22 protein-coding genes are annotated in these 26,579 nt (G+C 70.3%); 4 read left to right on the top strand and 18 right to left on the bottom strand.

Going from position 1 to position 26,579, the window contains the following annotated elements; all coding sequences use genetic code 11:
• Positions 1–145: 145 nt before the first annotated feature.
• A complete protein-coding gene (locus ACQEU1_RS41805) occupies positions 146–490 on the top strand; it encodes an ANTAR domain-containing protein (protein WP_433215252.1) in 345 nt (114 codons plus the stop codon).
• On the opposite strand, the gene treZ is transcribed toward ACQEU1_RS41805, so the two are convergent.
• From treZ to ACQEU1_RS41775, 6 genes are all read right to left on the bottom strand, one after another.
• Complete coding sequence (treZ, locus tag ACQEU1_RS41800; protein WP_433215249.1) at positions 409–2,082, bottom strand: malto-oligosyltrehalose trehalohydrolase; 1,674 nt, start codon at positions 2,080–2,082, stop codon at positions 409–411. The genes ACQEU1_RS41805 and treZ overlap by 82 nt on opposite strands.
• Complete coding sequence (treY, locus tag ACQEU1_RS41795) at positions 2,079–4,157, bottom strand: malto-oligosyltrehalose synthase (protein WP_433215246.1); 2,079 nt, start codon at positions 4,155–4,157, stop codon at positions 2,079–2,081. Before treY ends, treZ begins: the two co-directional genes overlap by 4 nt.
• A complete protein-coding gene (gene glgX / locus ACQEU1_RS41790) occupies positions 4,157–6,262 on the bottom strand; it encodes a glycogen debranching protein GlgX (RefSeq protein WP_433215243.1) in 2,106 nt (701 codons plus the stop codon). Before glgX ends, treY begins: the two co-directional genes overlap by 1 nt.
• 433 nt (positions 6,263–6,695) lie before the next feature.
• Entirely contained in the window at positions 6,696–6,998 is a 303-nt protein-coding gene (locus ACQEU1_RS41785; RefSeq protein WP_433215240.1) for a hypothetical protein, read from the bottom strand.
• Positions 6,999–7,086: 88 nt separating this feature from the next.
• Positions 7,087–8,898, bottom strand: coding sequence for a 4-alpha-glucanotransferase (locus ACQEU1_RS41780; protein ID WP_433215237.1), 1,812 nt, complete (start codon positions 8,896–8,898; stop codon positions 7,087–7,089).
• 105 nt (positions 8,899–9,003) lie between these two features.
• Positions 9,004–9,429, bottom strand: a complete 426-nt coding sequence (locus ACQEU1_RS41775; protein WP_433215234.1) for a RidA family protein — start codon at positions 9,427–9,429, stop codon at positions 9,004–9,006.
• A 23-nt stretch (positions 9,430–9,452) separates the two neighbouring features.
• On the opposite strand from ACQEU1_RS41775, the gene ACQEU1_RS41770 reads away from it, so the two are divergent.
• Positions 9,453–9,695: a hypothetical protein gene (locus ACQEU1_RS41770; RefSeq protein ID WP_433215231.1), complete on the top strand. Its 243-nt coding sequence runs from the start codon at positions 9,453–9,455 to the stop codon at positions 9,693–9,695.
• Here ACQEU1_RS41770 and ACQEU1_RS41765 read toward each other — a convergent pair.
• Complete coding sequence (locus ACQEU1_RS41765; RefSeq protein ID WP_433217065.1) at positions 9,667–10,578, bottom strand: LacI family DNA-binding transcriptional regulator; 912 nt, start codon at positions 10,576–10,578, stop codon at positions 9,667–9,669. The two genes, ACQEU1_RS41770 and ACQEU1_RS41765, sit on opposite strands and share 29 nt — an antisense overlap.
• Positions 10,579–10,609: 31 nt before the next feature.
• Here ACQEU1_RS41765 and ACQEU1_RS41760 point away from each other — a divergent pair, with 31 nt between their 5' ends.
• Complete coding sequence (locus ACQEU1_RS41760) at positions 10,610–11,059, top strand: peroxiredoxin (protein ID WP_433215228.1); 450 nt, start codon at positions 10,610–10,612, stop codon at positions 11,057–11,059.
• Here ACQEU1_RS41760 and ACQEU1_RS41755 read toward each other — a convergent pair.
• Together ACQEU1_RS41755 and ACQEU1_RS41750 are read right to left on the bottom strand one after the other, a co-directional pair.
• Positions 11,046–11,528: a hypothetical protein gene (locus tag ACQEU1_RS41755; protein ID WP_433215225.1), complete on the bottom strand. Its 483-nt coding sequence runs from the start codon at positions 11,526–11,528 to the stop codon at positions 11,046–11,048. The genes ACQEU1_RS41760 and ACQEU1_RS41755 overlap by 14 nt on opposite strands.
• Before the next feature lie 44 nt (positions 11,529–11,572).
• Complete coding sequence (locus tag ACQEU1_RS41750) at positions 11,573–12,481, bottom strand: TIGR03619 family F420-dependent LLM class oxidoreductase (RefSeq protein ID WP_433215222.1); 909 nt, start codon at positions 12,479–12,481, stop codon at positions 11,573–11,575.
• 87 nt (positions 12,482–12,568) lie between these two features.
• Between ACQEU1_RS41750 and ACQEU1_RS41745 the strand changes: the two genes are divergently transcribed.
• Entirely contained in the window at positions 12,569–15,475 is a 2,907-nt protein-coding gene (locus tag ACQEU1_RS41745) for an AfsR/SARP family transcriptional regulator (RefSeq protein ID WP_433215219.1), read from the top strand.
• On the opposite strand, the gene ACQEU1_RS41740 is transcribed toward ACQEU1_RS41745, so the two are convergent.
• The 9 genes from ACQEU1_RS41740 to ACQEU1_RS41700 form a co-directional block, all read right to left on the bottom strand.
• Positions 15,439–16,725 (bottom strand): glycosyltransferase, encoded by a 1,287-nt coding sequence (locus tag ACQEU1_RS41740; protein WP_433215216.1) that lies wholly within the window; start codon positions 16,723–16,725, stop codon positions 15,439–15,441. The genes ACQEU1_RS41745 and ACQEU1_RS41740 overlap by 37 nt on opposite strands.
• A gap of 40 nt (positions 16,726–16,765) precedes the next feature.
• Positions 16,766–17,335, bottom strand: a complete 570-nt coding sequence (locus ACQEU1_RS41735; protein ID WP_433215213.1) for a TetR/AcrR family transcriptional regulator — start codon at positions 17,333–17,335, stop codon at positions 16,766–16,768.
• Between the two features lie 4 nt (positions 17,336–17,339).
• Positions 17,340–18,290, bottom strand: coding sequence for an LLM class F420-dependent oxidoreductase (locus ACQEU1_RS41730; protein WP_433215210.1), 951 nt, complete (start codon positions 18,288–18,290; stop codon positions 17,340–17,342).
• Positions 18,291–18,367: 77 nt separating this feature from the next.
• Entirely contained in the window at positions 18,368–19,024 is a 657-nt protein-coding gene (locus ACQEU1_RS41725) for an O-methyltransferase (RefSeq protein WP_433215207.1), read from the bottom strand.
• A gap of 13 nt (positions 19,025–19,037) precedes the next feature.
• Positions 19,038–19,796, bottom strand: a complete 759-nt coding sequence (locus tag ACQEU1_RS41720; protein WP_433215204.1) for a hypothetical protein — start codon at positions 19,794–19,796, stop codon at positions 19,038–19,040.
• A complete protein-coding gene (locus ACQEU1_RS41715) occupies positions 19,793–21,277 on the bottom strand; it encodes an HAL/PAL/TAL family ammonia-lyase (RefSeq protein ID WP_433215201.1) in 1,485 nt (494 codons plus the stop codon). Before ACQEU1_RS41715 ends, ACQEU1_RS41720 begins: the two co-directional genes overlap by 4 nt.
• Positions 21,278–21,604: 327 nt before the next feature.
• Complete coding sequence (locus tag ACQEU1_RS41710) at positions 21,605–23,005, bottom strand: AMP-binding protein (protein WP_433215198.1); 1,401 nt, start codon at positions 23,003–23,005, stop codon at positions 21,605–21,607.
• A 116-nt stretch (positions 23,006–23,121) separates the two neighbouring features.
• On the bottom strand, positions 23,122–23,880 hold the full coding sequence (locus tag ACQEU1_RS41705; RefSeq protein WP_433215195.1) for a M23 family metallopeptidase: 759 nt from the start codon (positions 23,878–23,880) through the stop codon (positions 23,122–23,124).
• Positions 23,881–24,377: 497 nt separating this feature from the next.
• The gene (locus tag ACQEU1_RS41700; RefSeq protein WP_433215192.1) at positions 24,378–26,471 is read right to left on the bottom strand and encodes a transglycosylase domain-containing protein; all 2,094 of its coding nucleotides are present in this window, start codon (positions 26,469–26,471) and stop codon (positions 24,378–24,380) included.
• Positions 26,472–26,579: the final 108 nt, after the last annotated feature.

Raw genomic sequence — 26,579 nt, 5'->3', positions numbered from 1 at the left:
AAGGTGATCACTCGCGGTTGAGAACCCAGCCGCAAGCCGATGTGACGGCTTGCTCTGGGTGTGCCCGCCCTTCGCAATGCAGCTCCAGAGCCCGTCGTCACACCGGCATGCCGCTGTGACCACGACGACGCGAAAGGAGCCGGCGGTGTCGTCCGCGAGAATCACCGCCCTCGAGGCCGAGGTGGCGGGGCTGCGCAAAGCTCTGGTGTCCCGGACGGTCATCGGGCAGGCCACAGGCCTGATCGCCGCACGCAAACCCTGCACACCCCAGCAGGCGTTCCAGCTGCTGGTGCACATATCCCAGCACCACAACATCAAGCTGCACGTCGCCGCGGACCGGCTGGTCACGGCGTTCGTGCACGCGCACCTCGGCCGGCCAGTGGAGCTGACCGACCAGATGCTGTGGGATCACGTCGACGCGACGATCGCGAACGACTCCGGGGACAGCGACGACGGGCTGGCCGAGGAGGTCAGCAGCACGTCTCCCTGAGGTAGCGGGACGGGGGTCGTGCCGAGGTTCACCACCACGCGGGTCGTCCCGCGGTGCAGCACCAGGCACTCCCCGTCCTGCTCCACCACGAACCTGTCCAACCGCGGATCGGCCAGCTCCGGGCGGGAGCGCCGCAACGCGATCAGGGCCCGGTAGGTCTCCAGGACACGCCCGTGGTCACCTTCGTGCACCTCGTCCCAGCGCAGGCGCGAATTTTCGACGGTCTGCGGCGACATCGGGTCCGGAACGTCGGATTCGCCCCAGCCGTGCCGGGAGAACTCGCGCCGCCTGCCGGTGCGGACGGCCTCCGCGAGCTGCGGGTCCGGGAACGACGCGAAGAACTGCCACGGCGTGGACGCCGCCCACTCCTCCCCCATGAAGATCATGGGGGTGTACGGCGAGGTGAGCACGATCGCCGCCCCGCACAACAGCTTCTCGGCCGACACCGTCGCGGGCAGCCGGTCACCGGTCGCGCGGTTGCCGACCTGGTCGTGGTTCTGCGTGTACGCGAGGAACCGGTGGCCGGGGATCAGCGCCGTGTCGACCGGCTTGCCGTGGTGCTTCGCGCGGAACGACGACCAGGTGCCGGCGTGGAAGAACACCTTCTCCAGCGTGTTCCGCAACGCACCGGGTGCGGCGAAGTCCTCGTAGTAGCCGAAGGTCTCCCCCGTCAGCGCGACGTGCAGGCAGTGGTGCAGGTCGTCCGACCACTGCGCGTGCAGGCCGTACCCACCGCCCTCGCGCGCGGTCACGAGCTTCGCGTCGTTGAGGTCCGACTCGGCGATCAGCGTGAGCGGGCGGCCCGCGGACGCCGACAGCGCGTCCACCTCGATCGACAGCTCTTCGAGGACGTGCCGCGCCCTGCTGTCCGCGAGCGCGTGCACGGCGTCGAGCCGCAGCCCGTCCACGTGGAAGTCGCGCAGCCACTGCAGTGCGTTGTCGATCACGTACCGGCGGACCTCGTCCGAGCCAGGCCCGTCGAGGTTGAGGCCGGGACCCCAGTCGTTGCGGCCCGCGAAGTACGGCCCGAACCGGTCGAGGTACGCGCCGGACGGCCCGAGGTGGTTGTAGACCACGTCGAGCAGCACGGCCAGGCCGCGGGCGTGGCAGGCGTCGACGAACCGCTTGAACCCGTCCGGCCCGCCGTACGGGTCGTGGACCGCGCCCCACAGCACGCCGTCGTAGCCCCAGCCCTCGACGCCGTCGAAGCTGTTGACCGGCATGACCTCGACGAACGTGATGCCGAGGGCGACCAGATGGTCGAGCTTGCGGATGGCCGCGTCGAACGTGCCCTCCGGCGTGAACGTGCCGATGTGCAGCTCGTAGATCACGCCACCGGGCAACGCCCTGCCGGTCCAGCCGCCGTCGGTCCACGCGAAGTCGTGGGTGTACACCCTGGACGCCTCGTGCACCCCGTTCGGCTGCCAGAGCGACCTCGGGTCCGGGTACGCCTCGCCCTCGATGACGAACGCGTAGTCGGTGCCCTCGGCATCGGACCGCCACCAGTCGCCGTCGCGCTTCATCTCGTGGTCGACGCCGTCGACCCGCACGCGCACCGACTCGGGCGTCGGCGCCCAGACGGAGAAGCTCACTGATCCCCCCGTACCAGCAGCGCTACCGGATAGGTGTCGAGCAACGACGCCAGGTCCTCTGTCGCCGGACGCCCGGTGAGCACGTCCGTCCACTTCGCACCCGGCAGCGGCAGAACCGTGTCCTGCCAGCCCTTCTGCTCCAGCCCGACCGGCAACCGGGTCGCGACCGTGATCACGCCGGAGCGTTCGAACGCGAGCACGTGCTCTGCGGCCGGACCCTCGGCCTGCAGCGGCCGGTACCCGTGCAGGCCGCGCTTGCGCACGTGCAACGCCTTGTGCACCACGAGGAGCTTCGCCGCGCCCGAGTCGTCGACCTCGGGCAGCCAGCCGGACTCGATGCGCGCCAGCAACTCCCGGCGCACCTCGTAGTCGACCGGCCTGCGGTTGTCCGGGTCGACCAGCGAGTAGTCCCACAGCTCGGTGCCCTGGTACACGTCCGGCACGCCCGGCGCGGTGAGCTGGACCAGCTTCTGCCCCAGCGAGTTCACCCAGCCGGGCGCCTTGAGGCGTTCGGCGAAGGCGGCGACCTCTGGCTCGTTCAACGCCTTCGCGGGCCACGCGGCCACCTCGGCGTCGAAGTCGGCGTTCCGGTCGACCCACGACGTCTTGATCTTGGCCTCGCGGGAGGCCTTCTCCAGGTACCGCCCCAGCCGTTCTTCCGTGAGCGGCCACGCGCCGACGACCGACTGCCACGCCAGGCGGTTCAGCGTCGGTTCGGAGATGCCGTACTTGCCCGTCATCGCCGCCTCGAACGCCAGGTAGGCGTCCGGGATCTCCGCCAGCACGGCCAGGCGGGCGCGCACGTCCTCCGAGCGCTTGGTGTCGTGCGTCGACAGGGCCGTCATGGCGCGGGGTTCCGCCGACTCGCGCCGGGCGGCCCGCTCGTGGAACTCGGCCGTGGACAGCCCGAAGCGGTCCGGAGAGCCGCCGACCTCGTTCAACGCCACGAAGTTCGTGTACCGGTAGAACGCGGTGTCCTCGGTGCCCTTCGCGACGACCATGCCCGAGGTCTGCTGGATCCTCGTCGCGAGCTCGCCGTGCGGGTCGGCGCGGACCTGCTCGTCCAACGCCCGTACAGCCGGCGACCGCGACAGCCGGACCGCGGTCTCCCAGTGCTTGAGCCCCTCCGGCAGGTAGGAGCGGTACACCGGGAAGTTGACCATGATCTCGGCGACGGCACTGCACGCGTCCTCGAACTCGACGCCCTGCACCAGCCGCGCGATCCGGCGCACCTCGGCCACCAGGATCGAGTCCGCGACCTGCTGCCGGGACGCGTGCTCGACCTCGTGGAAGTTGCCGGCGAACGCGTCGGTGAGCGGGATGAACACGCCGCAGATCTCGCGCAACGCGTCGTAGCCCGTCGTGCCGTCCACCGGCCAGCTCTGCGGCAGCGTCTCGTCCGGCCCGAGGATCTTCTCGACGACCAGCCAGCCGTCGAAGTGCTCGCGCAGCCGCCGGAAGTAGCCGCCGGGGTCGGCGAGCCCGTCCGGGTGGTCGACGCGCAGGCCCGTGACGCCCCACGACAGCACCGCGCGGTGCGTCGCCTCGAACACCTCGGGATCCTCGACCCGGATCGCCGCCAGCTCGGTGATGTCGAAGAACCGGCGGTAGTTGAGCTCGCTGTTGCCGCGCCGCCAGTCCGCCTTGAGGTAGTGCTCGTGGACCTCGTCCGCTGCCCCCTCGCCGAGCACCGGCAGCAGGACCTTGCCCGACGACCAGTCGATGTCGAAGTACTTCGCGTACTTCGACTCCTGCCCGTGTTCGAGGACGTCCTCCCACCACGGGTTCGGCACGACCATGTGGTTCGGCACGATGTCCACGACCAGGCCGAGGCCGAGCACCTCCAGCCGGTCCTGCAGCGCGACCCGCGCGGTGTCCCCGCCCAGTTCGGGCCGGGCGAGCGTCGGGTCGGTGACGTCGTAGCCGTGCGTCGAGCCCTCCCGCGCGTCGAGCATCGGCGACGCGTACAGCGCGCCGACTCCCAGGCGGGCCAGGTAGTCGGCGGCGTCGGCGGCGTCGGCGAAGGTGAACGACGGGGTGAGCTGGACGCGGTACGTCGAGAACGGCGCGCCCATCAGCCCACCCGCTGCAGCACGACGAGCGACCGCGCGGTCAGCGTGAGCTGGCCGTGCGCGGCGATCGGCTTCTCGCCGTCACCGACCACACCGGTCGTGGTGTCCACGACGACCCTCCACTCAGGACCGTACTCGGGCTCGGGCAGCGTCACCTGGATGTCCTCGTAGTGCGCGTTGAACGCCATGAGGAACGAGTCGTCGGTGACTCTCATGCCCCGCGAGTCGAGGTCGGGGATGCCCTCGCCGTTGAGGAAGACGACGATGCACTTGCCGAAGTCGTCCTCCCAGTTCTGCTCGGTCATCTCCTCGCCCGCCGGGGTGAACCACGCGATGTCGCGCAGCTCGTCGCCCTTGCGGATCGGCCTGCCCGCGAAGAACCTGCGGCGCCGGAACACCGGGTGCGCCTTGCGGAACGAGGTCAGCGCGGAGGTGAACTCCATCAGCTCGGAGTTGGCCTCCAGCAGCGACCAGTCGACCCAGGAGACCTCGTTGTCCTGGCAGTACGCGTTGTTGTTGCCGTTCTGCGTGCGCCCGAACTCGTCGCCGTTCACGATCATCGGCACGCCCTGCGCCAGCACCGTCGTGGCCATCAGGTTGCGCCGCTGCCGCCGGCGCAGGGTGAGGATCTCCTCGTCGTCCGTCGGGCCCTCGACGCCGCAGTTCCAGGACCGGTTGTGGCTCTCGCCGTCCTGGTTGTCCTCGCCGTTGGCCTCGTTGTGCTTGTCGTTGTACGACACCAGGTCGTTGAGCGTGAAGCCGTCGTGGGCCGTCACGAAGTTGATCGACGCGTACGGCCGGCGGCCGTCGTCCTGGTAGAGGTCGCTGCTGCCGGTGATGCGCGACGCGAACTCGCCCATCGTCGCCGGCTCGCCGCGCCAGAAGTCGCGGACGGTGTCGCGGAACTTGCCGTTCCACTCGGTCCACAGTGGAGGGAAGTTGCCGACCTGGTAGCCACCGGGGCCGACGTCCCACGGCTCCGCGATCAGCTTCACCTGCGACACCACCGGGTCCTGCTGCACGACCTCGAAGAACGTCGCCAGCCGGTCCACGTCGTAGAACTCGCGCGCGAGCGTGGCCGCGAGGTCGAACCGGAACCCGTCGACGTGCATCTCGGTGACCCAGTACCGCAGCGAGTCCATGATGAGCTGCAACGTGTGCGGCGCCCGCACGTTCAGCGAGTTGCCGGTGCCCGTGTAGTCCGTGTAGTACTGCGGGTCGTCGTCCACCAGCCGGTAGTACGACTCGTTGTCGATGCCGCGCATCGACAGCGTCGGCCCGAGGTGGTTGCCCTCCGCCGTGTGGTTGTAGACGACGTCGAGGATGACCTCGATGCCCGCCTGGTGCAGGGCCCTGACCATGCCCTTGAACTCCTGCACCTGGTTGAGCGGCAGCGCCGCGTAGCCGTCGTGCGGAGCGAAGAACCCGATCGTGTTGTAACCCCAGTAGTTGCTGAGCCTGCGCTCGGCCAGCGTGTGGTCGCTGACGAACTGGTGCACCGGCATGAGCTCGACGGCGGTGACGCCGAGCTTGGTCAGGTGGTCGATCATCACCGGGTGCGCGAGGCCCGCGTAGGTGCCCCGCAGCCTCGGCGGGATCTCCGGGTGGTCGATCGTGAGGCCGCGGACGTGCGCCTCGTAGATGACGCTCTCGTTGTACGGCGTCTTGGGCAGCCGGTCGTTCGTCCAGTCGAAGAACGGGTTCACCACGACGGACTTCGGCACGTGGGGCGCTGAGTCGTCGTCGTTGCGCTCCTCCGGCGACCCGAACTTGTAGCCGTAGAGCGACTCGTCCCACGACAGGCCGTTGGAGATGGCCTTGGCGTACGGGTCGATCAGCAGCTTGTTGGGGTTGCACCGCAGGCCGCGCGCAGGATCGTGCGGGCCGTGCACCCGGTACCCGTAGCGCTGGCCGGGGCCGATGCCCAGCAGGTAGCCGTGGTGCACGAAGCCGTCGACCTCCGGCAGCCGCACACGTGTCTCGGTGCCGTCCTCGTCGAAGAGGCAAAGTTCGACGTACTCCGCGACCTCGGAGAACAGGGCGAAGTTGGTGCCCACGCCGTCGTATCCGGCGCCAAGCGGGTAGGGCCTTCCAGGCCAGGGTCGCACGATGCTCCTCGTCACAGGCGGCGGGCTACGAAAGACCATATCCGGGTCGAAACATCGTGGCAGCACGCTGTTTCGGCAGGCGGTCCGATCGGTGAAGTCTTCCGGTCCGGTCGTCCGGGGGGTGCGGGTCGGTCACGACCACACGACTACCCAGCCGGAGCGACTTGTACGCCGGTCGGCGACGGTCGGATTCGACACGAACGACACCGACGGGCGGGGGCGGCGCAGCGGACCGCGCGGCTTCGCGGAGCGCGGGCAGAGCCCGCGCCCGAGCCGGGTCCGGAGCGCGCCTTCTGGTCTGGTGGACGATCACACCTCGAACCCTACGAGCGGGCACCGACAAAGTTCGGCGCTCTCGCCGGGTTCTCACGGGGAATGGGAGAGGCTTAACTCGATCGTGTGACCGTCACCGACCGGCGACCACGGGCGGTGGTCACACTCCTTCGTGCGCGAGAACGAGCTGACCACGTGCGGCCGTGAGCAGCGTGCGGGCTTCCTGGATCTCCGCGTACTTCAGGTGTTCACAGGCGGCTTCCGCGCACGCCAGCGCGTGGGCCAGGGCCGGGTTGTCCTGCACGGGCCCCGCGTCCCGCAGCGCGTCGCGCAACGACTCCTCCGCGCGCTGTGCCCCCGCCACCGGGTCGCCGAGCGCGGTCGGCCGCACCGAGGCCAGGACCTGCTCGACCGCCAGTTCCAGCACGCCGGTCGGATTCCGCGTGCTCAAGGCTGAGCTCATCGGGTACGCCACCTCCAAAGTCTTTCCGCCGTCGGGTGACGGCCTAACACTACTCCGCGGGTCTATGACCTGCCGTTACGCAAGAGTTTCATCTTTCGCGGTTGCGCAACGGACGGGTGATCTCCCGGACGAGTGGGAAAAAATCATCCAACTCGACCGGCAGGGGAATTCTCCAGTTGGGGTGCTCGTCGATCGTGCCCGGGACGTTCGGCTGCCGGGTTTCCCGCAGAGCGTCCTGAGGTGAGGTCAGGACCAACGCGCAGGGTGCCTGCGCGAGCAGTTCGTGTGCGCCCTCGACGCGGTCGGCGGTGCGGACGCCCTCCTGCCGCATGAGCTCGTCGAAGTCGGGGCCGTCCTCGCCCGCGAAGAACGTCGCCGCGGTCGGCAGGTCGTGGGTGGAGATGCTCGCCATCTGGTTGGGATTCCACTGCGACGGCGGGATCAGCGGGTGGCCCTCGGCGTAGTAGTCGCGCTGGAAGTAGAGGACGGCGCTGGTGAGCATGCCGTTCTCCTGCAACGTCTTCGTGACGACGGGCTCGACGGTGCCGAGGTCCTCGCCGACCACGACGGCGCCCGCGCGGTACGCCTCCAGAGCGAGCACGCCGAGCATGGCGTCGGAGTCGTAGTGCACGTAGGTCCCGCGCGACGGCGGCTCGCCCGGCGGGATCCACCAGAGCCGCCACAGGCCGGCGACGTGGTCGATGCGGATGCCGTCCGCGTGCTGCAGGACGCTGCGGAGCACCTGCCGGAACGGCCGGTAGCCGGACTCGGCGAGCTTGTCGGGCCGCCACGGCGGCAGGCCCCAGCCCTGGCCGTCGGCGCTGAACGCGTCCGGTGGCGCGCCGACCGTCACGTCGATGGCGAACGCCTCGGGGTCCGCGAACGTGTCCGCGCCGCCGGGCGCCACGCCCACCGGGAGGTCGTGGATGACCCCGACGGCCATGCCCGCCTCGTGCGCGGCCAGCCGGACGTCCTGCAGCTGCCGGGTGCACAGGTGCTGCAGCCACGCGTAGAAGCCGACGCGGTCCTCGGGCGCCTCGCCGCGGTCCTCCGGCCACCGGCGCCAGTCCGCGCCGTGCAGCTCGGCGAACGCGCAGTAGGTGGCGAACTTCTCCAGGTCGGCGTCCATCTCGACGTCGCCACCGGGGAAGAGCAGCTCCAACGCCTGCCGCTTCGCCTCCCAGATCGCGTCGTAGTCGATCAGGTCCTGGCTCTCCGGGCGCAGGTCGCGGATGAGCTGCCGGGTGCGCGGGCAGGCCTGGAGGAACTCGGCCGTGTCCGTCACGCGCAGGTACAGCGGGTTCGCGAAGCGGCGGCTGGTCGGCGAGTACGGCGACCGTTCGACGGGGTGCGTCGGCGCGGGCGCCTGCACGGGGTTGACCAGCACGACCCCGGCGTCGAGCTCCTGGGCGGAGCGGCGGGCGATCGTGGCGAGGTCGGCGAAGTCGCCCATCCCCCACGAGTCCCTCGACCGGGCGGCGTAGAGCTGGAGCATCCAGCCCCAGGTGTGCGGGACGTCCGGCAGCGTGCGGGGCGCGACGGCGAGCGTGACGGTCTGGTCCGCGGTGACGATCCGGTGCCAGCCGAGCGGGACCGAGTCGGGCACGTGCCGTTCGACGGCGAACGACGTGCCGTTCTCCAGCTCGATCGTCGCCGGGCCGCGCAGGTCGTACGTCTCGTACTCGCGGATCACGATCGTGGGCGGCAACGCGCGCGCCGCGCGCCGTTGCTCGACGAGCGCCAGTTCGCGGGTGATCGCGTCCTCAGTGGACGCGTCGACCCCGAACTGCGCCAACACCTTGACGACGACCTCGGTGTCGACGGCGACCTCTTGCTGGTCCGCGTTCTCGTACCGAGTGGCGACGCCCCAAGCGTCCGCCAGCCGCGCCAACTGCTCCACGACTACAAGCTATGTCACACCCCGGTCCGCATTACCAGAGCAAATGGACCCTGGTCACCCGAAGGGTGCAGGCCGGTCGAGACGCATACGCAGAGATGCATTTCATTAGACATCCGATGGGTCGCCTGGAATGGCCACGACGGCCTCCACCTCGACCAGGAAATCGGGCCCGAACAACGCGGCCACCTGAACCAGCGTGCTGGCCGGGTTGCGCACTTCTCCGAGCGCGGGACGCAGGATTTCGTCACGGACGTCACGAATGGTCTGCACCTCTGACGCGTCCATGACGTACCAGGTGAACTTGACGACATCCGACCAGTCGGCGCCCAAACCTCGCATGACGTGATGAAGATTGCTCAACGCCTGGCGGGTCTGCGCCGCCAGGTCGTCCACTCCGACCACGCACCCGGCCGCGTCGACGGCGACCTGGCCGGAGATGAACGCGAGCCTGCCGGTGACCACGACGGCGTGCGCGTAGCCGGGCGTCGTGGGGAGGTCGGGCAGTTCGGTGAGGCGCTCCTGGGCGGGCATGCGGGCCACAGTACTTTGGGCGGATGAAGCACATCGGGGATCGGGAGGCGCCTGAGGTGCGCGTCTGCACGGCCGTGTACGTCGACGGACCGCTCGCGGGCGAGACGAACCCGTACGCGCCCACGGAACTCGGGGAGCACGCCTCGTACACCGTGCCGACGGCGGGAGGCCGCACCACCCACACCTACGAGCTGGTCGCGCTCCCCCGCGGCGACGAGCCCGGCCGGCTGCGGTTCGTCAGCTCGCGGGTCCGCTCGAGTTCCTGACGACCAGCCGCAGCGGGTGCTCCGCCGGTTCGACCTCGCCGCCCCTGATCAGGGTGAACAGGTCGGCGACGGCCCGTTCGCCCTGCTCCTTCGCCGCCCCCTCGACGGCGGTCAGCCCGACCACGCGGGTGAGCTCCTGGCCGTCCAGCGACACGATCGACACCTCGTCCGGCACCGCGCGCCCGTCCCGTTGCATGCGCAGGAAGATCCCCACGGCCGCGGCGCCGTTCGAGCTGATCACCGCGGTCGGCAGCCGTTCGCCGTCGAGCAGCACGTCGACCACCTGCTCGCCGCCGTCCACCGTGGGCGAGCACCACACCGTCCACTCCGGACGGACGGCGAGGCCCGCCTCGGCGAGGATCTCGTCGTAGGTCTCGTCACCACCGTCCGAAAGCACCAGTGCCACGTCCCGATGGCCGAGCGTGCGCAGGTGCGTCACCGCCGTCTGCAACGCGTGCCGCAGATCCGTGTCGTCCAATGCGACGTAGGGGACCTCCAACGACTCCAACGCCGTCTGTTCCGCGTCGTCCAACGACATCGACAGCAGCAGCACACCGTCCACACGGCGCCCCAACGGCAGTTCGCCGAAGAACTTCGCACGCGCGTCGGCGTCACCGAGGACGTACAACAACACGTCGTACCCGGCCTGCCGCAACGCGCCCTCGGCCCCCGCGAGCACGGGACTGACCTCGGCGGTGAGCACGGCGATCGCGTACCGGCGGCCACCGGCCAAAGAGGAGGCGTCGCGGGCGATCGCGTACTTCATCCGCCGCGCGATCTCGCTCACGTGCTGCCGGGTCGCCTCGGACACGCCCGGTTCGCCCCGCAGGGCGCGCGATACGGTCGCAGCGGACACCCCTGCGGCCTTGGCCACGTCGGACATGCTGGTCACGGCCCGAGCGTATTGGAGATCCATGAAGCCCGGCGACCTCGCCCCCGACTTCACCCTGCCCGACCAGGACGGCACCCCGCGCACGCTGTCCGCGTTGCTGGAGAACGGCCCGGTCGTGCTGTTCTTCTACCCGGCCGCGATGACCTCCGGCTGCACCGCCCAGAGCTGCCACTTCCGCGACCTCGCCAAGGAGTTCGCCGAGGCGGGCGCCCAGCGCGTCGGCATCTCGATGGACGACGTGGCGAAGCAGAAGGAGTTCGCGGACCTGAACGGCTTCGACTACCCGCTGCTCTCCGACGCCGACGGCGAGGTGGCCGCCCGGTTCGGGGTGAAGCGCCGGTTCGGCATCACGCCGGTCAAGCGGCACACGTTCGTCATCGGCGCGGGCCGCGAGGTCATCGAGGTGATCAAGAGCGAGTTCTCCATGAACGCCCACGCCGACAAGGCGCTGGAAGTGCTCAGGAGTCGGTGATCGTCAGAACGCCGTAGGGCCCGGACGCCCTGCCGTCGCGGACGGTCGTGCCGTCGATCGTGTACTTGCCGTACACCTCGGCCCCGTCCGCGCCGGCGACCACGACGAGCGTCACGGGCACCCGCGTCGTGCCGGGCGGCACGTCGAGGGTCTCGGTCCACGGCAGCGTCACGTTCGTGTGAGTGCGCACGGTCGAGCCGGCGGTGGCGGTGACGGAGAACGCCGTGCCGGTGCCGGTCACCTCGAACACCACGAACCGCTCGACGGGTGTTGGCGAGGACGACACCGGAACCAGCGACACCTCCGGAGCCACGGCCTCGCGCACCGAGTCGGCCACGCGGCCGCCGTAGAGCGCGGCCAGCACCGCCACCAGCGCGACGACCAGGAACGCGATCCACGGACCCTTGGGCGACCTGGGGACCTCGTGCAACGGCGGCGCGAGCCCGTACTCCGGTGGCTGGTGCGACATGGTGACCCCCTATGTCCTTGAGGTCGATCGCACCTGGTCCGCCGTTACCGGACGGCCGTGATCAACGCGCGGGCCAGTTCCAGGTACTCGTCGACGGAGCCCGCGGTGAGCTGGAAGTCGACGAACACCTCGTCCAGCAGCCCGCCGATGCCGCGCACGTACTCCGCGAGCTGTGCGACCGTGCCGGTGTGCGGGACGTGCGCCGGGTCCGCCTCTGCCCGCGTGACGTACGGGTTGATCCGCAACGGGAACCGCAGCGCGGCGGGGTCGCGGCCGAACGACTCGGCCTGCCGCCGGATCGACTCGACGGTCGCGGTCAGCGCGGGCAGCGGCAGGCCGACGGCGAGCCAGCCGTCCGCGCGCCGGGCGATGCGGGTGAACGCGGCCGGCGCGAGTCCCGCGAGCAGCACCGGCGGCCGCGGCCGTTGCACGGGCCTGGCCCCGACCCGCGACTCCCGCACCGTCCACAACGGACCGTCGTGCCGGACGACCCCGCCCGCCCAGAACGCCTCCAGCACGTCGAGCGTCTCGTCCAGCCGCGCGCCACGCCCCTGCCACGGCACCCCGGCGGCCTCGTACTCGTCACGCATCCAGCCCACGCCGAGGCCGAGGTCGATCCGGCCGCCGCTCAGCTGGTCGAGGGTCGTCACGGTGCGGGCGAGCAGGGCGGGCGGCTGCCACAACCCGTTGAGCGTGCTCGTGCCCAGCCGCACCCGCGAGGTCGTGGTGGCGACCGCGGCGAGCAACGTGAGCGGGTCGAGGAAGTTCTCGTAGGCGGAGGGCATCACGCCGTCCGCGCCGAGGTACCGATCGCGCGGCCGGGTGGGGAACAGCAGCCGGTCGGCCGCCCACAGGCTGTCGAAGCCCATGCCCTCCGCCTCGACGGCGACGCGCAGCGCGGCGGACGGATCGGCGAAGACGCCGTACTGGGGCAGGGCAAGACCGAGTTTCATGCCCCAAACCCAACGCGGGACCCCTTTCCACCGTCTTGATTCGCTGGTCAGAACACCTGGAAGCGCTCACATGGAACACTCCCCCGCATGCGTTTCCACCTGCTCGGCCCGGTAGCGGTGCACGCCGGCGACGGCACCCCGGTCGCGTTGCCGGGTGCCCGCGCCAGGGCGATCCTCGCGATGCTGCTGATCTCCCGGCCGGACGCGGTGAGCGCCACCCGCCTGTTCGAGACGGGCCACACCGCCAAGGACCCGGTGAACGCGCTGCACGTGCAGATCGCGAAGCTCCGCGCCGCCCTGCCGGAACCACGCCTGCTGTCCGAGCCGGGCGGCTACCGCATCGTGACGCACCCCGGCGAGGTCGACGCCGACGCGTTCGCCGAAGCCTGCGCCCGAGGCCGCACCCTGGCCCGCACCGGCGAGCCCGAGGCCGCCGTACCCGTGCTGCGACAGGCGTTGGACAGGTGGCGCGCCCCGGTGGAGTTCGACTTCGCCGATGCCTGGCGCGCCGAGATGGAGGAGCTGCGCCTCACCGCGATCGAGACTGCGGCGGACGCGGAGATCGCGCTGGGCAGGTCGGCGGACGTGCTGGCGGAGCTGACCGGCCTGGTGGCACGGCACCCGTTGCGCGAACGGCCGGCGGCCCTGCTGATGCGCGCGCTCGCGGCCCAGGGGCGGCGGCCGGAGGCGCTGGTGGTGTTCGGCGGCCTGCGCGAACGGCTGGCGGACGAGCTGGGCGCCGACCCGTCACCGGAGATCGCGGCCCTGCACCTGGACCTGCTGCGCACCGACGACCGCCTACACGCCCAGCCGCGTTCCGCACAGCCTCAAGCCCTCACCCGTAACCCCGCCTCGCACCCCATCCAGCCGCCAGCCCCCGCCGCCAACCCCACTCCCGGCAACGTGCCCCACCCCATCGGCCACCTCTCCGGCCGCGACACCGCCCTCGCCGACCTGCACGACCTCCTGCACTCCCACCGCCTCGTCTCCATCACCGGCCCCGGCGGCGCCGGCAAGACCCGTGCCGCCCGCGAGCTCGGCCACCGCCTCCGCGACACCTACCGCGACGGCGCCTGGATGGTCGAGCTCGCCTCCGTGGCGCGCGACGGCGCCGTGCTCGACGCGGTCTCCGCCACCGTGCTGCCCGGCGAAGGAGTGGGCCGCGACCGGTTGCTGTCGTGGTTGCGCGACCGCGAAGTGCTGCTGGTGCTGGACAACTGCGAGCACCTCGTGGACGACGCCGCCGCGGCCGTGAGCACGTTGCTCGGTCTGTGCCCGCGCCTCACGGTCCTCACCACGAGCCGGGAGCCGCTGAACGTCGAGGGCGAACGCCCGTACCCGCTCGCCCCGCTCGAGCTCGCCGACGCGATGCGGCTGTTCCGCGACCGCGCGCCCGCCGCGCGGGGGGACGACGCGGAGCTCGCGAGGCTGTGCGGGCGGCTGGACGGGTTGCCGCTCGCCATCGAGATCGCGGCGGCCGGGACGCGGCTGTTCTCCCTCGGCGAGATCGGGTCGCGGCTGGACGAGCTGGCGAACGCCGCCCGGCACGCTCCCGCGCGGCACCACTCGCTCCGGTCGGTGCTCGACTGGAGCCACGACCTGCTCACCCCCGCGGAACGGCGGGTGTTCGCCGGGCTGTCGGTGTTCCAGGACGGGTGCGTGTTCGCGGACGCGGAACGTGTGTGTGGTGCCGACGCCGTTGTGCTCGCACGGCTCGTGGACAAGTCGTTGGTGGTGACGGGACGCGACGGCCGCTTCCGGCTGTTGGAGACCGTCAGGGTCTACGCCGCCGCGACCACCGACACCCAAGAATTCCGCGACCGGCACGCCGACGTGTTGCTCGCGTTCGCGCGTGAGGTCTACGACGGGCTGAGCGCGCCCGGCCAGGACGCGTTGCTCACCCGGTTCCTCGCCGAGCTGCCGAACCTGCGCGCCGTCACGACCTGGTTGCTCGACACCGGCGACGGGCCGCGGGCGATCGCGCTGCAGGGACTGCTCGGCTACTTCTGGTACGTCAGCGGCCGCGAGGCGGAGGGCGCCGCGTGGCTCGGGCGCGCGATCGACTGCTTCGACGCCGACCCGCGGCCCGGCTGCGACGGCGCGCTCGCCGTGGCGCTGGCGTGGCACAGCTACCTCGCCTGGATGTCCGGCGCGCTGCCCGATCCGTGGCTCCCGGCCGAACGGGTCCTCGGCCTGTTCGAGACCACCGAGGCGAAGGACGACGTGCGGATCGCGCTCGTCGCCATCACGGTCGTGGCCGTGCACCTGCGCCCGGAACTGGCGCAGCAGTGCCTCGACGACACCGAGAAGGCGCTCGCCGGCCTCCACCACCCGTGGATCGAGGCGATCCTCGACGCCGCCAGGTCGGATCTGCACCGGCGCGCGGGCGACCTGGAGGAGGCCGTCGCCGCCGCCACGGCGAACCTGCGGTACTTCGAGAGCATCGAAGACCGGTTCGGGGTGCTGTACTCGCAGCTCAGGCTGGGTGACGCCGAGGAGCACGCCGGCCGGGAAGACCTGGCCCGCACGCGCTGGGCCCATGCCCGCGACGCCGCGCTGGACTGCCGCTCCCCCGTCAAACGCGGCTACGCCGAGCTCCGGCTCGCCTACCTCGACCTCGACCCCGCCGCGATCGAGGCCGTCCGGCACGACGCTGTGAAGCTGGCCGCGCACGACCTCGCCGCGGCCGCCACGGCGTTGCTCGGGGTCGCCCACGCGGCCAACGGCGACGTCGACACGGCCGTGGACCTCTTCCGCCAGACCGTGAGCACCACACGGGCGCTACCGATCCGCACGGCCGTTGCTGCTGCTCATCTCGTGGCGCTGGACGGCCCGCAGTGGGCTGATGAACTCGCACGGGCTGTGGAGCGGATCACCGACCCGCTCCACCTCGCCGCGTTGCGCGCGCTGCTGGCCGAACTGCCCGGCCTCGACGGGCTCCGGCCGGCCCTGCCCGCTCAGCCGGTCTGCACCCCGTTGGCCGCGCTGGTCTGAACGAGCCGCTCGACGTGGTCGGCGCTGAGCTCACCGGCGTCGTGCCGCCGGTACTCGGCCGCCAGCGACGCCGCGCGCTCGCGGTACGAACCCCACAGCACGGCGCTGACCGCCGCCTTGATCGCCTTCTCCGACGGCGTGGACGTGCGCAGGTTCAGGCCCGCGCCGGACCGTTCCACCCGTGCGGCCACTTCCGGCTTGTCCTCCGTGGTGCCCGCCACCACCAACGGAACCCCCTCGGCCAACGCGAGCTGCACGCCGCCGAAACCACCGTTGGTGACCATCACGGAGACACGTGGCAATAGCTGGTCATAGGGCAGGAACGGCGCCGCGAACGCGTTAGGCGGCAACTCGCCGACATCGTGCGCGCCCACGCTCGCGATGACGGTGACCGGTTCGCCGGCGAGCGCTCGGATCGTCGGCAGCACGAGCTGTCCGAGGTCCATGTCCGCGACCGTGCCCTGGGTGACGTGCACGATCGGCCGCTCGGTGGACAGCGCGCGCTCCCACCAGTCGGGCAGCTCCGCCGCGGGCGCCGGATCGACCAGCGCGCCGACGAACCGCACCTGCTCCGGCAGGAACGACCGCGGGTGCTCCAGGCCGGCCACGCCGTTCTGCAGGTGCAGGTGCGGCGACACGCTCGCGAGCCCGCGCTGCCCCGGCGGCAGCCCCAGCCCGGCGAGAATCCGGTCCCGGTGCTCGAAAACGGGCTTGAACACCACGTTGTCCAGCAGCCCCCGCACCGCCGCGTAGCCCAGGCGCGCCACCGGCCCGGTCCGGTACCGCAGCCCAGGTCCGAACGGCGGCACGTCCGGCGCCGGCAGCATCATCGGCGTCACCCCGACGCTCACCGCGCGCGGACCGCCGAGCTGCTCCAGCACCACCGCGCCGACGTACGCCGTGTCGTGCAGCACCAGGTCGACGGGCTCCGCGCACGCCCGCCGCAGGTCGTCCACCTGCGCGGGGATCGGGTCGAGGAACACCGCGCGCATGTCGTAGCGCAGCTTCGCCACGCCCTTGAGCCGGGTCCGCTCGGGGAACAGCTCGTCGACGTTGCGTCCCCGGTGGTCGATCGACGGGTCCATCGCGACGAACTGCGCGCCGGTAGCGGTGATCTTCTCTTCGAACACACGGCCCGTGCACCACCGCACGTGATGGCCGCGTTCGGTCAGCGCACGGGCGATGGGCAACAACGGCGCGACGTGGCCCGGCACGGGCATGGTCGCGAACAACAGGTTCAGCGGGGACATGGGAGCAGTCCAGCAGACCGCCCTTTCCGCTCCCTGTCCGTCAGCGCAGCCCGGCCAGCACGAAGTCGGCGATCTCCCCGGCCAGCTGCGCCGGCGTCTTGTGACCGTCCGGCCGGAACCACATCGGCAGCTGGTTCACGACCCCCAGCGCGATCCGCACGACGGTGTCCGCCGGCACCCGCGAGCTGAACTCGCCGTCCGCCTGCCCCTTCTCCACCACGGCCTGGAACGTCTCGTGGTAGCGACGGCGTTCCGAACGGAACTCCGCCATCCGGTCCTCGCCGAGCCGGTGCAGCTCGCGGACGAACACCGCCGTCTCGTCGACTCGTTCGGCCGTCGAGACGACGAGGGACGCCAGGATCTCGCGGACCGTCTCGCCCGCGGGCAGGCCGAGGGCGATGATCCGGTCCATGTCCGCGGCCTGGGACGTGATCAGCAGCCGGTAGATCTCCAGCAGCAGGTCGTCCTTGGCGCGGAAGTAGTGGTACAGCGCGCCTTTGGTGATGCCGGCGGCCGTCACGATCTCCTGCACCGAGGTCGCGTCGTAGCCCTGCGACGCGAACAGCCGCACGGCCGTGTCGATGATCTTCTGCTCGGTCGCGCTGGGCACGGGGTTACCTCTGGGGTGCCAGTGCGCGCACCTGCTCGACCTGGTCGCCGCCGGTCGGGAGGAGCGCGATGATCGGGGTGTCGACGCCGGCCGTCTGGTACTCGGCCACGCGCGCGCGGCACTGGTCGAGGGAACCGTGCACGACGAGGGCGTCCACGACCTCGTCCGGGATGGCCTTCGACGCGGCCTTGCGGTCGCCCGCCGCCCACGCCTCGCGCATCGGGCGCAGCGCGTCGCCGCGGCCCAGCCAGTCGTGGAACGCCGCGTACGCGGGCACGGTCAGGTAGGTGCTGATCAGCATGCGCCCCAACGCCCGCGCGGCGTCGGCGTCCTCGGTCGGGCAGACGAAGATCCGGGCCGCGAGCTCCGCGTCACCCAGTTCGGCGCGCACCTGGGCCACGTCGGTGGCGGCGAGCCAGTTCGTGATCGCGCCGTCGGCCTCACGTCCGGCCAGGCGCAGCATGTTCGGGCGCAACGCGGCGAGCATGATCGGCACCCGCTCGGCCGGCGGGCGCTCCAGCTTGAAGCCCTTCACCGAGAACGTGTCGTAGTCGACGCTGACCTTCTCCCCCGCCAGCGCGGCCTTGAGGAACCGCAGCGTGTCGCGGGTGCGCTTGAACGGCTCCTCGAACGGGATCGCGTTCCAGCGCTGCACGATCGCGGGCGAGGACGAGCCGATGCCCAGCACGAACCGCCCGCCGGTCACCTCGGCGAGCGTCGCGGCGGTCATCGCCAGGGTGGCGGGCCCGCGCGTGTAGACGGGGGCGATCGCCGGGCCGAAGCGCAGCTCGTCCGACCACTGCGCGGCCAGGGCGAGCGGCGTGAACGCGTCGGTGCCGGTCGTCTCGGCCGACCACACGTCCGTGTAGCCGAGCCCGGCGAGCTCGGACACCAGCGCGCGGTGCTCCAGCACCGGCACACCGATCAACGGCAGCGTGATACCCCAACGAGCCATGAAACGCCTCCCGGTCAGCGAAGTGAACGCCACCCTACCGACCGGTCGGTATGCTCACAACCTCGCGCCTGGCGACCTCACTTCTTGCGGGCCATGGTGAGGCCGTCCGCGATCGGCACCAGCACCGACTCGACGCGCGAGTCGGTGCGCACGAACCTGTTGAAGGCGTCGATCGCGGCGGCGTTGCCCTCCGGCTGCTCGTCGGCCGCCTCGCCGTAGTAGAGGGTGTTGTCGGCGAGCAGCAGTCCGCCCTGCCGCACGCGGGGCACCAGCAGTTCCCAGTAGTGCACGTACCCGACCTTGTCCGCGTCGATGAACACCAGGTCGACGACCGGTTCCTCGGGCAGCTCTGCCAGGGTCTGGGCGGCCGCGCCGATCCGCAGGTCGATCTTGTCCCGCACGCCGGCCGCCTGCCACGCCTCCTCGGCGACGGCCGTCCACTCGGCCGAGAGGTCGCAGGTGATGACCTTGCCGGACGGCGGGAGTGCCTGCGCGAACGCCAGCGTGGAGTACCCGGTGTAGGTGCCGACCTCGACCACGGTCTGCGCTCCGGTGAGCTTGACCAGCAGCGACAGCAGCACCGCCTGCTCGTGCGGGATCTGCATCTCCGCCGAGTCGCCGAGCTCGGCCGTGCGGGCGATCAGCTTCTCCTGCACGGCGGTCGGCTGACCTGCCTGTTCACGCACGTAGCGGTAGATCTGCGGGGTCATGACCACGGTCTTGAAGTCGTTCACGCGCGGCCTTCTCTCATAGTCGGGTGGTGAACGTCCTGAGTGTCTCTCCGCACTCGGGGCTCAGCGGGTGTTTCACCAGGTCCTGACCGATCGCGGACAGAATCGCGGTCCGATGTGCGCGATAGCGGCTGTCGCACACGTTCTCTCGGCTGACCAGGAAGAACTCGTCGAACCTCGCGCGCTCGGCGTCGGTGGTGGACATGCGCGCCCGCCCCGACTCCCGCAGCAGCGACGGGCCGTCCGGCACGAGTCTGCGCATGACCTCGATGTGCGCCATCTGGTTCGCCTTGCTCGCGGAGAAGAGCGGTTCGGCCGCCGCGGGCCCCAGTGCGGTGCGGGCCCGGCGCAACTTCCCGGGCAGAGGCTCGTAGTCACGCGCCCACCGCCCGCTGAACGCCGGGTCGAACGTCACCATCATCGGCCGGATGACGTCCTCGTACACCTCACGGGAACAACTGCCCGAATAGGCGAGCATCACCGAGTACGCGTCGTATCCAAGCGCAGCGAGGCCCACTGACCGCGAATCCGGCTCGCGTATCAACCGATCGAGTGAATCCGAAAGAAACTTCCAGACCACGAAAGCGCCCTGGTGGCCGAGAAACCACCGGTGCACGGCCCGCTCGACCGGGTCCTCCGGGGCGGTGATGGCGATCGGGGTGCGGAAGCACTCGCTCTCGCAGCTGATCAGGTCCACGTCCGGCATCGGCAGCCGCAGCACGGGGAGATCCACCCAGGTGTGACCCCAGGTGGGGAGACAGACGGGAGCACTCATCGCTCACCCTCCACTTCGGACACGAGTTCGTCGAGGACGTCCGCCACCGCGGCCAGCGTCGTGTCGAGGGGCCGGTCCTCCACGATGGGCGGCACCACTTCGGCCAACGTTTCGAAAACCGCGGCGAGCCGGGGAGCCCGCGGGTGGCGCGCGCCGACGTGGACGGCCTGGCGCAGTCCGACGGCGAGTCCCGCGTGGAGGTAACGCAACAACTTGGACTGATCGAGAGCGGTGAGCGCGGCCTGCGTGCCGAACGGGACGACGTCCTGGTTGTGCAGGTTGGTCGGCAGGCTCTGGGCCGCCGCGGGCGCTGCCGCCCTGCGCATGGCGGCGACCGTGGCGGTGGTGCACAGCTGGATGCCCTGCACGGCGTGGTGGCGGCCGGGCTCCGGGCTGAGCATCGGCGGCAACCCGTTGGTGCGGTGGGGATCCACCAGCAGGTCGAGCTGGCGTTCGGCCAGGTTGCCCAACTGCACGAGGGCGACGTTGAGCTGGTCGGCGGCGAAGGCGGCGGGCTGGCCGAAGAAGTTGCCGCCGTGCACGACCTCACCGGTCTCCGGGAAGAACAGCGGGTTGTCGCTCACGCCGTTGAGATCGCGGCGCACGACGTCACCCGCATGCCGCACACCGGTGCCGGCCGCACCGATCAGCTGAGGGGTGCAGCGAATGCTGTAAGGCTCTTGCAGCGGACGGTTTCCCGACGGTGTGCTGCCCGCAAGCCATGACCTGATGGACGCACCCGTTTCAGCGACGTCCGGATGCCCGAACGCGGCCAGTAGTCCAACCGACGTGAACTCGGTGCCGCAGCCGAGCACGTCCGTCATCAAGGCGGACAACAACTCCGCGGTCCTCCGCGCGCGAACCGCCTGCGCGACAGCGAGTCCGAGAGCCGCCGCCGTGACCGAGACGCCGTTGACCAACGCGAGCGCGTCGCGGCCGTCGAGGACGAGCTTCCGGAGCCCCGCCCGTGTGAGCGCTTCCCCGGCGGGCATGATCTCGTTTTGGAAGAAAGCATTTCCGTTGCCGCGCAACGCATGGGCCACATAGGCCAGTGGTTGTAGATCACCGCTCGCACCGACTGACCCCAAACGTGGTACTGCTGGGGCGAAAGCGGTGTCCAGCATGGCAGTCAGCGAGTCCATGACCTGCTCGGACACTCCGGATCGCCCTTGTCCCAACGAGAAGAGCCGCGCGAGGACGGCGGCTCTCACGACGGCGGGCGGCAGCAGCTCACCGTGACCGACGATGTGGTGCAGGATGGTGTTGTCGCTCTGCCCGGCGCCGTCCGCGCGGCCCTCGAACTCGACCATCGGGCCGAAACCCGTTGTGACACCGTAGATGGAGCGTCCGGACGTGCTGACGTCGAGCACGAACTCGTGGCAGCGCGCGACCCGCTCGCGCACCTGTGCCGGAATTTCGACGTGCAGCGGATCGCGGGCCAGTTCGAGGTGGGAGGGTTCGAGGTGTACCGCCAGAGTCAAGGCAGCAGAGGAAGTTCCGACAGGCACGACGCCTCCTGGAGGTTGGGGGAGCCACTCGCGACGATCCCCGTTGACCGGTCGGAGAGGAAGGGCCTTATGCACGCAGTGGGTGAGGAAAAATCTCCCAGCCGTTCGCGGGCGTGATCAAGCCACCGGAGAGGTGATCGAACTCTCCGCTCACGATTCGGCCCAAAAGATCGGCGGACTGCTCCACCGGGGTGAACCACCGGTGGCGCAGTGAGATCTGGCCCACCTCGATGTCCTTGCGCGCCAAGGAGCTCGCGGAACGGCCCGCCCGGCTCCTCGGCGCCACCCGTGCGGGACCCCTCACCGCTCCGGGTTCTTGAGCACGCGACGAAGGATCTTGCCCGACACGGATCTCGGTATCTCTCGCACGAACTCAACCTGGCGGATCTTCTTGTAGGACGCCACCTCCGCCGCGACGTAGGTCATCAGCTCTTCCGCCGTGACATCGCCTTCCGTGACCACGAAGGCCTTCGGGATCTCGCCGTTAACCCGATCGGGCGCACCGATCACGGCCGCGTCCCGCACCTCGGGATGCCGTCGCAGCACCGCCTCCAGCTCCGCGGGCGCGACCTGGTAACCCTTGTACTTGATCATTTCCTTGATGCGGTCCACGACGTGGAACCGGCCGTTGTGGACTCGCACCAGATCACCGGTGCGCAACCAGCCGTCCACGAACGCCTCGGCCGTCGCCTGCTCGTCGTTCAGGTAGCCGTCCATGACCTGCGGGCCGCGGATCAGCATCTCGCCCTCGCCTGCGTCCGTTGTGGTGCCGGGCTCGACGATCCGCGCCTCGGTACCGGGACAGAGCACGCCGACGCTCGCCGGGTCGGATTCCACGTCACCGTCGAATGTCTGGTGCGTGCCACCGGCTTCCGTGAGTCCGTAGCCCTGGCGCAGTGGCGCTCCGAGCTTGCGCTCCGCCCGTTCGCGGACGTCGTCGTCCAGCGGGGCGGCGCCGCAGAGGACGAGCTTGAGGTTGAGCTCCGGCACCGGTTCGTCGTGATCGGCGATGGCGGCGGCGAGCGGCGGCACCAGGAACGCCCGGGTGACACGGTGATCCGCCAGCCGTTGCAGGTACGTCCTCGTGTCGCTGCGCGGCATGGTGACGACCGTGGCGCCGCCGAGCAGCCCGGAGTTGAGGATGATCGCGAAGCCGTAGACGTGGAAGAACGGCAGGTTCGCGGCGAGCACGTCGGTGGCGTCGATGCGCCAGCCCGGCCGGTGCTGCTCCAGGTTCGCGACGAGCGCCCGGTGGCTCAGCTTGACGGCTTTCGTCAGACCCGTTGTGCCACTGGAGAAGAGCACTACGGCCGTGGCGTCGGGGTTTCCCGGTGGGAGCGAATCGACGTCGCCCTCGGGGAGGTCGTCGAGGTCGAGCGTGCTGGTGACCCCGGCGAGTTCCTTGAGCCGCAGGACTTCCGGCGGCGTCAGCATCGGGTTGATGAGCGCGGCCGTCGCGCCCGCGGCCATGATCGCGTGCAGCCCGATGGCGAACCGAGGCCGGTTCGGGCTGACGAGCGCGACCGTGTCGCCGGGCCTGACGCCTTGGCGGACAAGGCCTTTAGCCGTTCTGCGGACCTGATGGGCCAACTGGGCGTAGGTGAGCGACTCGCCGGTGACGACGTCGACGAGCGCGAGTTTGTCGTTGTGCCGTGCGTGTTCCAGCACGTGCTCGGGAACAGTGCGGTCAGGAATTGCCACCGCCGGCAGGGGGCTGCGGTAGATCACTGGCGCGACTCCGGTCTCGACGCCGCCGAGCCTCATGCCCGGCGGCGTCTTCGGAGAGTATTCGCACTTTTCGTGATCGTGTCGGCGTTTTACAGACTCACGCCGCGCTCGGCCAGCCAGGGCAGCGGGTTGATCTTCTGCCCGCCCTGCGCCCACACCTCGAAGTGCACGTGCGGCCCGGTCGACTGGCCGCGGTTGCCGATCGTCGCGATCTGCTGCCCGGCCTTCACCTGCGCGCCCTGCGGCACGTCGATGGTGTTCATGTGGCCGTAGACCGTGATCGTGCCGTCGGCGTGCTGAACCCGCACCCACAGCCCGAAGCCGGACGCGGGCCCGGCCTCGACGACGGTGCCGTCCATGACGGCGACGATCGGCGTGCCGATGGCGTTCGCGATGTCGATGCCGTTGTGGCTCGTACCCCACCGCGCGCCGAACCCGGACGTGAACGAGCCCTGCGCGGGCCGCACGCACTTGGGCCGCTTGGCTTCCTCCTCGGCGGCCTTGCGCGCCGCCTCGGCCTTCTCGGCCTCGACGCGCTTCACGTACGAGGTCTCAGCGCCCTTGAGCGCTTCCTTGACGTGGAACTGCGCCTGGATCTGCTCGGCCTGCAGCAGCTTCCGCGTCTCGGAGCCGGTGTCGACGGAGTGCACCGTCTGCGGGCCCTGGTCCTGCTGCTGGCCGGTCATCGCCGCAGCGAGGTTCTTCGTGGCCGCGACGGGGACGATGCGGTCCATCGGGGTGACGCTGGTGGTCGCCTGGGCGAACCCGGCGCCGGCGAGGGCGCCCGCGGCGACGACCGCCGCTACGGCCTTCTTGCGGTCCAGGTCGACTCTGGCGAGAACGTCCACCAGCTGACCCTTCGCACGACGATGCCGTGCCAAACCTGCCTCCATGCACTCGGGGAAGTTCGCTGACCGCGCTTCGCCGGGCGTCGGGGGGCCTGGCTGCGGGCTTCGGGGGCCCGGTGGTGGACTGGACCGCTTCGGGGGCGGATCCGTGTCCTTGCGGTTATCGAACCGTGACATGCGGCGCAGAACGTAACCTCGCGTCACCGCGCCGGGCAAGCCAACTGGGGGTTCAGGTGATTAGGCCCACTGCTTGTCACTTTGAGTGACCGGCTCGTGCCGCGGCTTGATAACGGACTTTGGACCAATGCCCGTGACGGCGTTTGTACTGGTCAGTCGCTTTATCGTGAAAGGTCTGCCGGGGCTGGGGTGACTGGTGGGGTGCTTGTTGTGGTTACTTCGGGTGGCCAGGTCGTGTGGGGCGGCCTCCCCCTCCGCAAAGCGAAAGGGCCGCCGGACGCCTGGTGGCGTTCGGCGGCCCTTCGGCCGTGCGGGTGCGGTTACTTGTACTTGGCCGCTGCCGGCTTCAGCTGTTCCACGGGCAGGCCTTCGTGGATCACCTTCATGGCGTTGAACCAGGTCGGTGCGGCGCCCTGGCCGCCGAAGATGCCGTTGCGGCTGTTCGGGCAGAGGCGGATCGGGTCGCCGCAGATGACCTGCGGGTTGTTGCCGTCCGCGTAGGTCATCACGGCGCCCGCGTACTGCGGGGTCGCGGCCAGGAAGGCCACCGACTTGCTCTCCTCGGTCGTACCGGTCTTGCCGATGGCCGGGCGGTTCCAGCCCGCGCCCGCGGCCGCGCCCGCCGCCGTGCCGCCCGCGGTGATGTCGTGCGACATGCCCTGGGCGAGGGAGTCGGCGAGAGCGGGCTCGACCGCCTGCTCGCAGGGGGCTTCCTTCAGCGGGATCGGCTTGCCGTAGCGGTCGAGGACCTGCTCCACCGGGGTGGGCGGGCACCAGGTGCCGCTGGAGACGATCGTGGCGGCCACGTTCGCCAGCTCCAGGACGCTGGTCGCGCCGGGGCCGAGGGTGTAGGAGCCCGCGTTGTTCTGCTTCGTCCAGTCACCCTGCGAGGGACCGTTCGAGCCGTCGGACTTCAACGGCTCGCCGCCGCGGTTGACCTTGGACAGCGTCTCGCGCATGCCGAGCTTGTAGGCCATGTCGACCACGTTGTTCAGACCCGCCTGCTCCTGCAGGATCACGAAGCCCGTGTTCGGCGACTGCGCCAGCGCCTGGGTCAGCGTCATCTCCTCGGCGTAGTTGCCCGCGTTCTTCACCTGCCAGGCCGAACCGCCGTTCGGGTAGACCTTCGACGCGTACGTCTTCGGCACCTTGATCTTGCGGTCGATGCCGGTGATGTTGCGCTGCATCGCCGCGGCGGCGGTGAAGACCTTGTTCACCGAGCCGGGACCGAACGGCAGCACCTCGGCGGGCACGGGACGCGCCACCTGGCCGAGTTCGGCGTTGTTGCCGAAGTCGCGGGAGGCGGCCAGCGCGCGCACGCGGTGCTTGTCGCTGCCCGGCTGGACGATCGAGATGACGTTCGAGACGCCGTCCTGGGTCTTGCTGACCTGCTGCTCGGCCGCGTCCTTGGCCGCCTTGGTGGCCTTCGGGTCCAACGTCGTCTTGATCGTGAGCCCGCCGCGCTGCAGCTGCTTGTCGGTGATGCCCGCGTCACGCAGGTAGTCGAGCAGGTACGAGCAGAAGAAGCCGTAGATCGGTCCGTCACCGGCACCGACGCAGCCCTTCGGCAGGATCTGCAGGTCCGGGACGACGCCCAGCGGCTGGCCCTTGTACTCGTCGGCCTTCTTCTTGGCCTCGGTCTCGTCCGCGCCGAACGCGCCGTTCTCGCGCATCTTGTCGATCACGATGTTGCGGCGTTCCAGCGCCTTGTCCTGCGCCGTGCCGGGGTTGAGCGACGACGGGCGGTTCGCGATCGCGGCGAGCAACGCGGCCTGCGGCACCGTCAGCTTGTCCGCCGTGGTGTTGAAGTACGCCTTCGCGGCCGCGCCGACGCCGTACGTCTGGTTGCCCAGCGGCACGATGTTCAGGTAGCCGGTGAGGATCTCTTCCTTGGTCATCTGCTGCTCGAGCTGCAACGCGACGCGCGCCTCGCGCATCTTGCGGCCGATCGTGGCCTCGGTGGCCTTCTCCCAGGCCTCCTGCTCGTTGTCGGCGCCGAGCACGAACGCCATGTAGTTCTTCACGTACTGCTGGGTGAGCGTCGACGCGCCCTGCGTCGCCCCACCGTCCACACCGGCCTTGGCGGCGGCACGGGCGATGCCCTGCCAGTCGACGCCCTGGTGCTCGTAGAACCGTTTGTCCTCAATGGCCAGGATCGCGAGCTTCATGGTGTCCGAGATGTCCTTGGACTCCAGCGGAATGCGGTACTGGTCGTACAGGTAGGCGATCGCGTCGCCGTTCATGTCCTGAATGGTGGTGACGAGCGGCAGCTCGCCCTTCGCCAGGTCACCGGACGTCTGGTCGACCGTGTCGGCCGCGCGGTTGGACGCGAGCCCGAGACCTCCGACGAACGGGAACACCATCGCGGCGAGGAGCACACCCGCCGTCAGGCACAACCCCAACAACTTGACCAAGCCTGACGCGCGTGCGGCGAACAACCCGCAACTCCTTCCGAGCACATCCCCAGAGACTCTCTACGTATTAAGTCGCGCGGGAGACCGGTTAGGTTGCGTCCGCTGATC

The organism is Lentzea sp. CA-135723 (assembly GCF_050936595.1).
Classification (GTDB): domain Bacteria; phylum Actinomycetota; class Actinomycetes; order Mycobacteriales; family Pseudonocardiaceae; genus Lentzea.
Note: the sequence above shows the minus strand (reverse complement) of the source record. Positions and strands in the feature narration are given on the sequence as shown.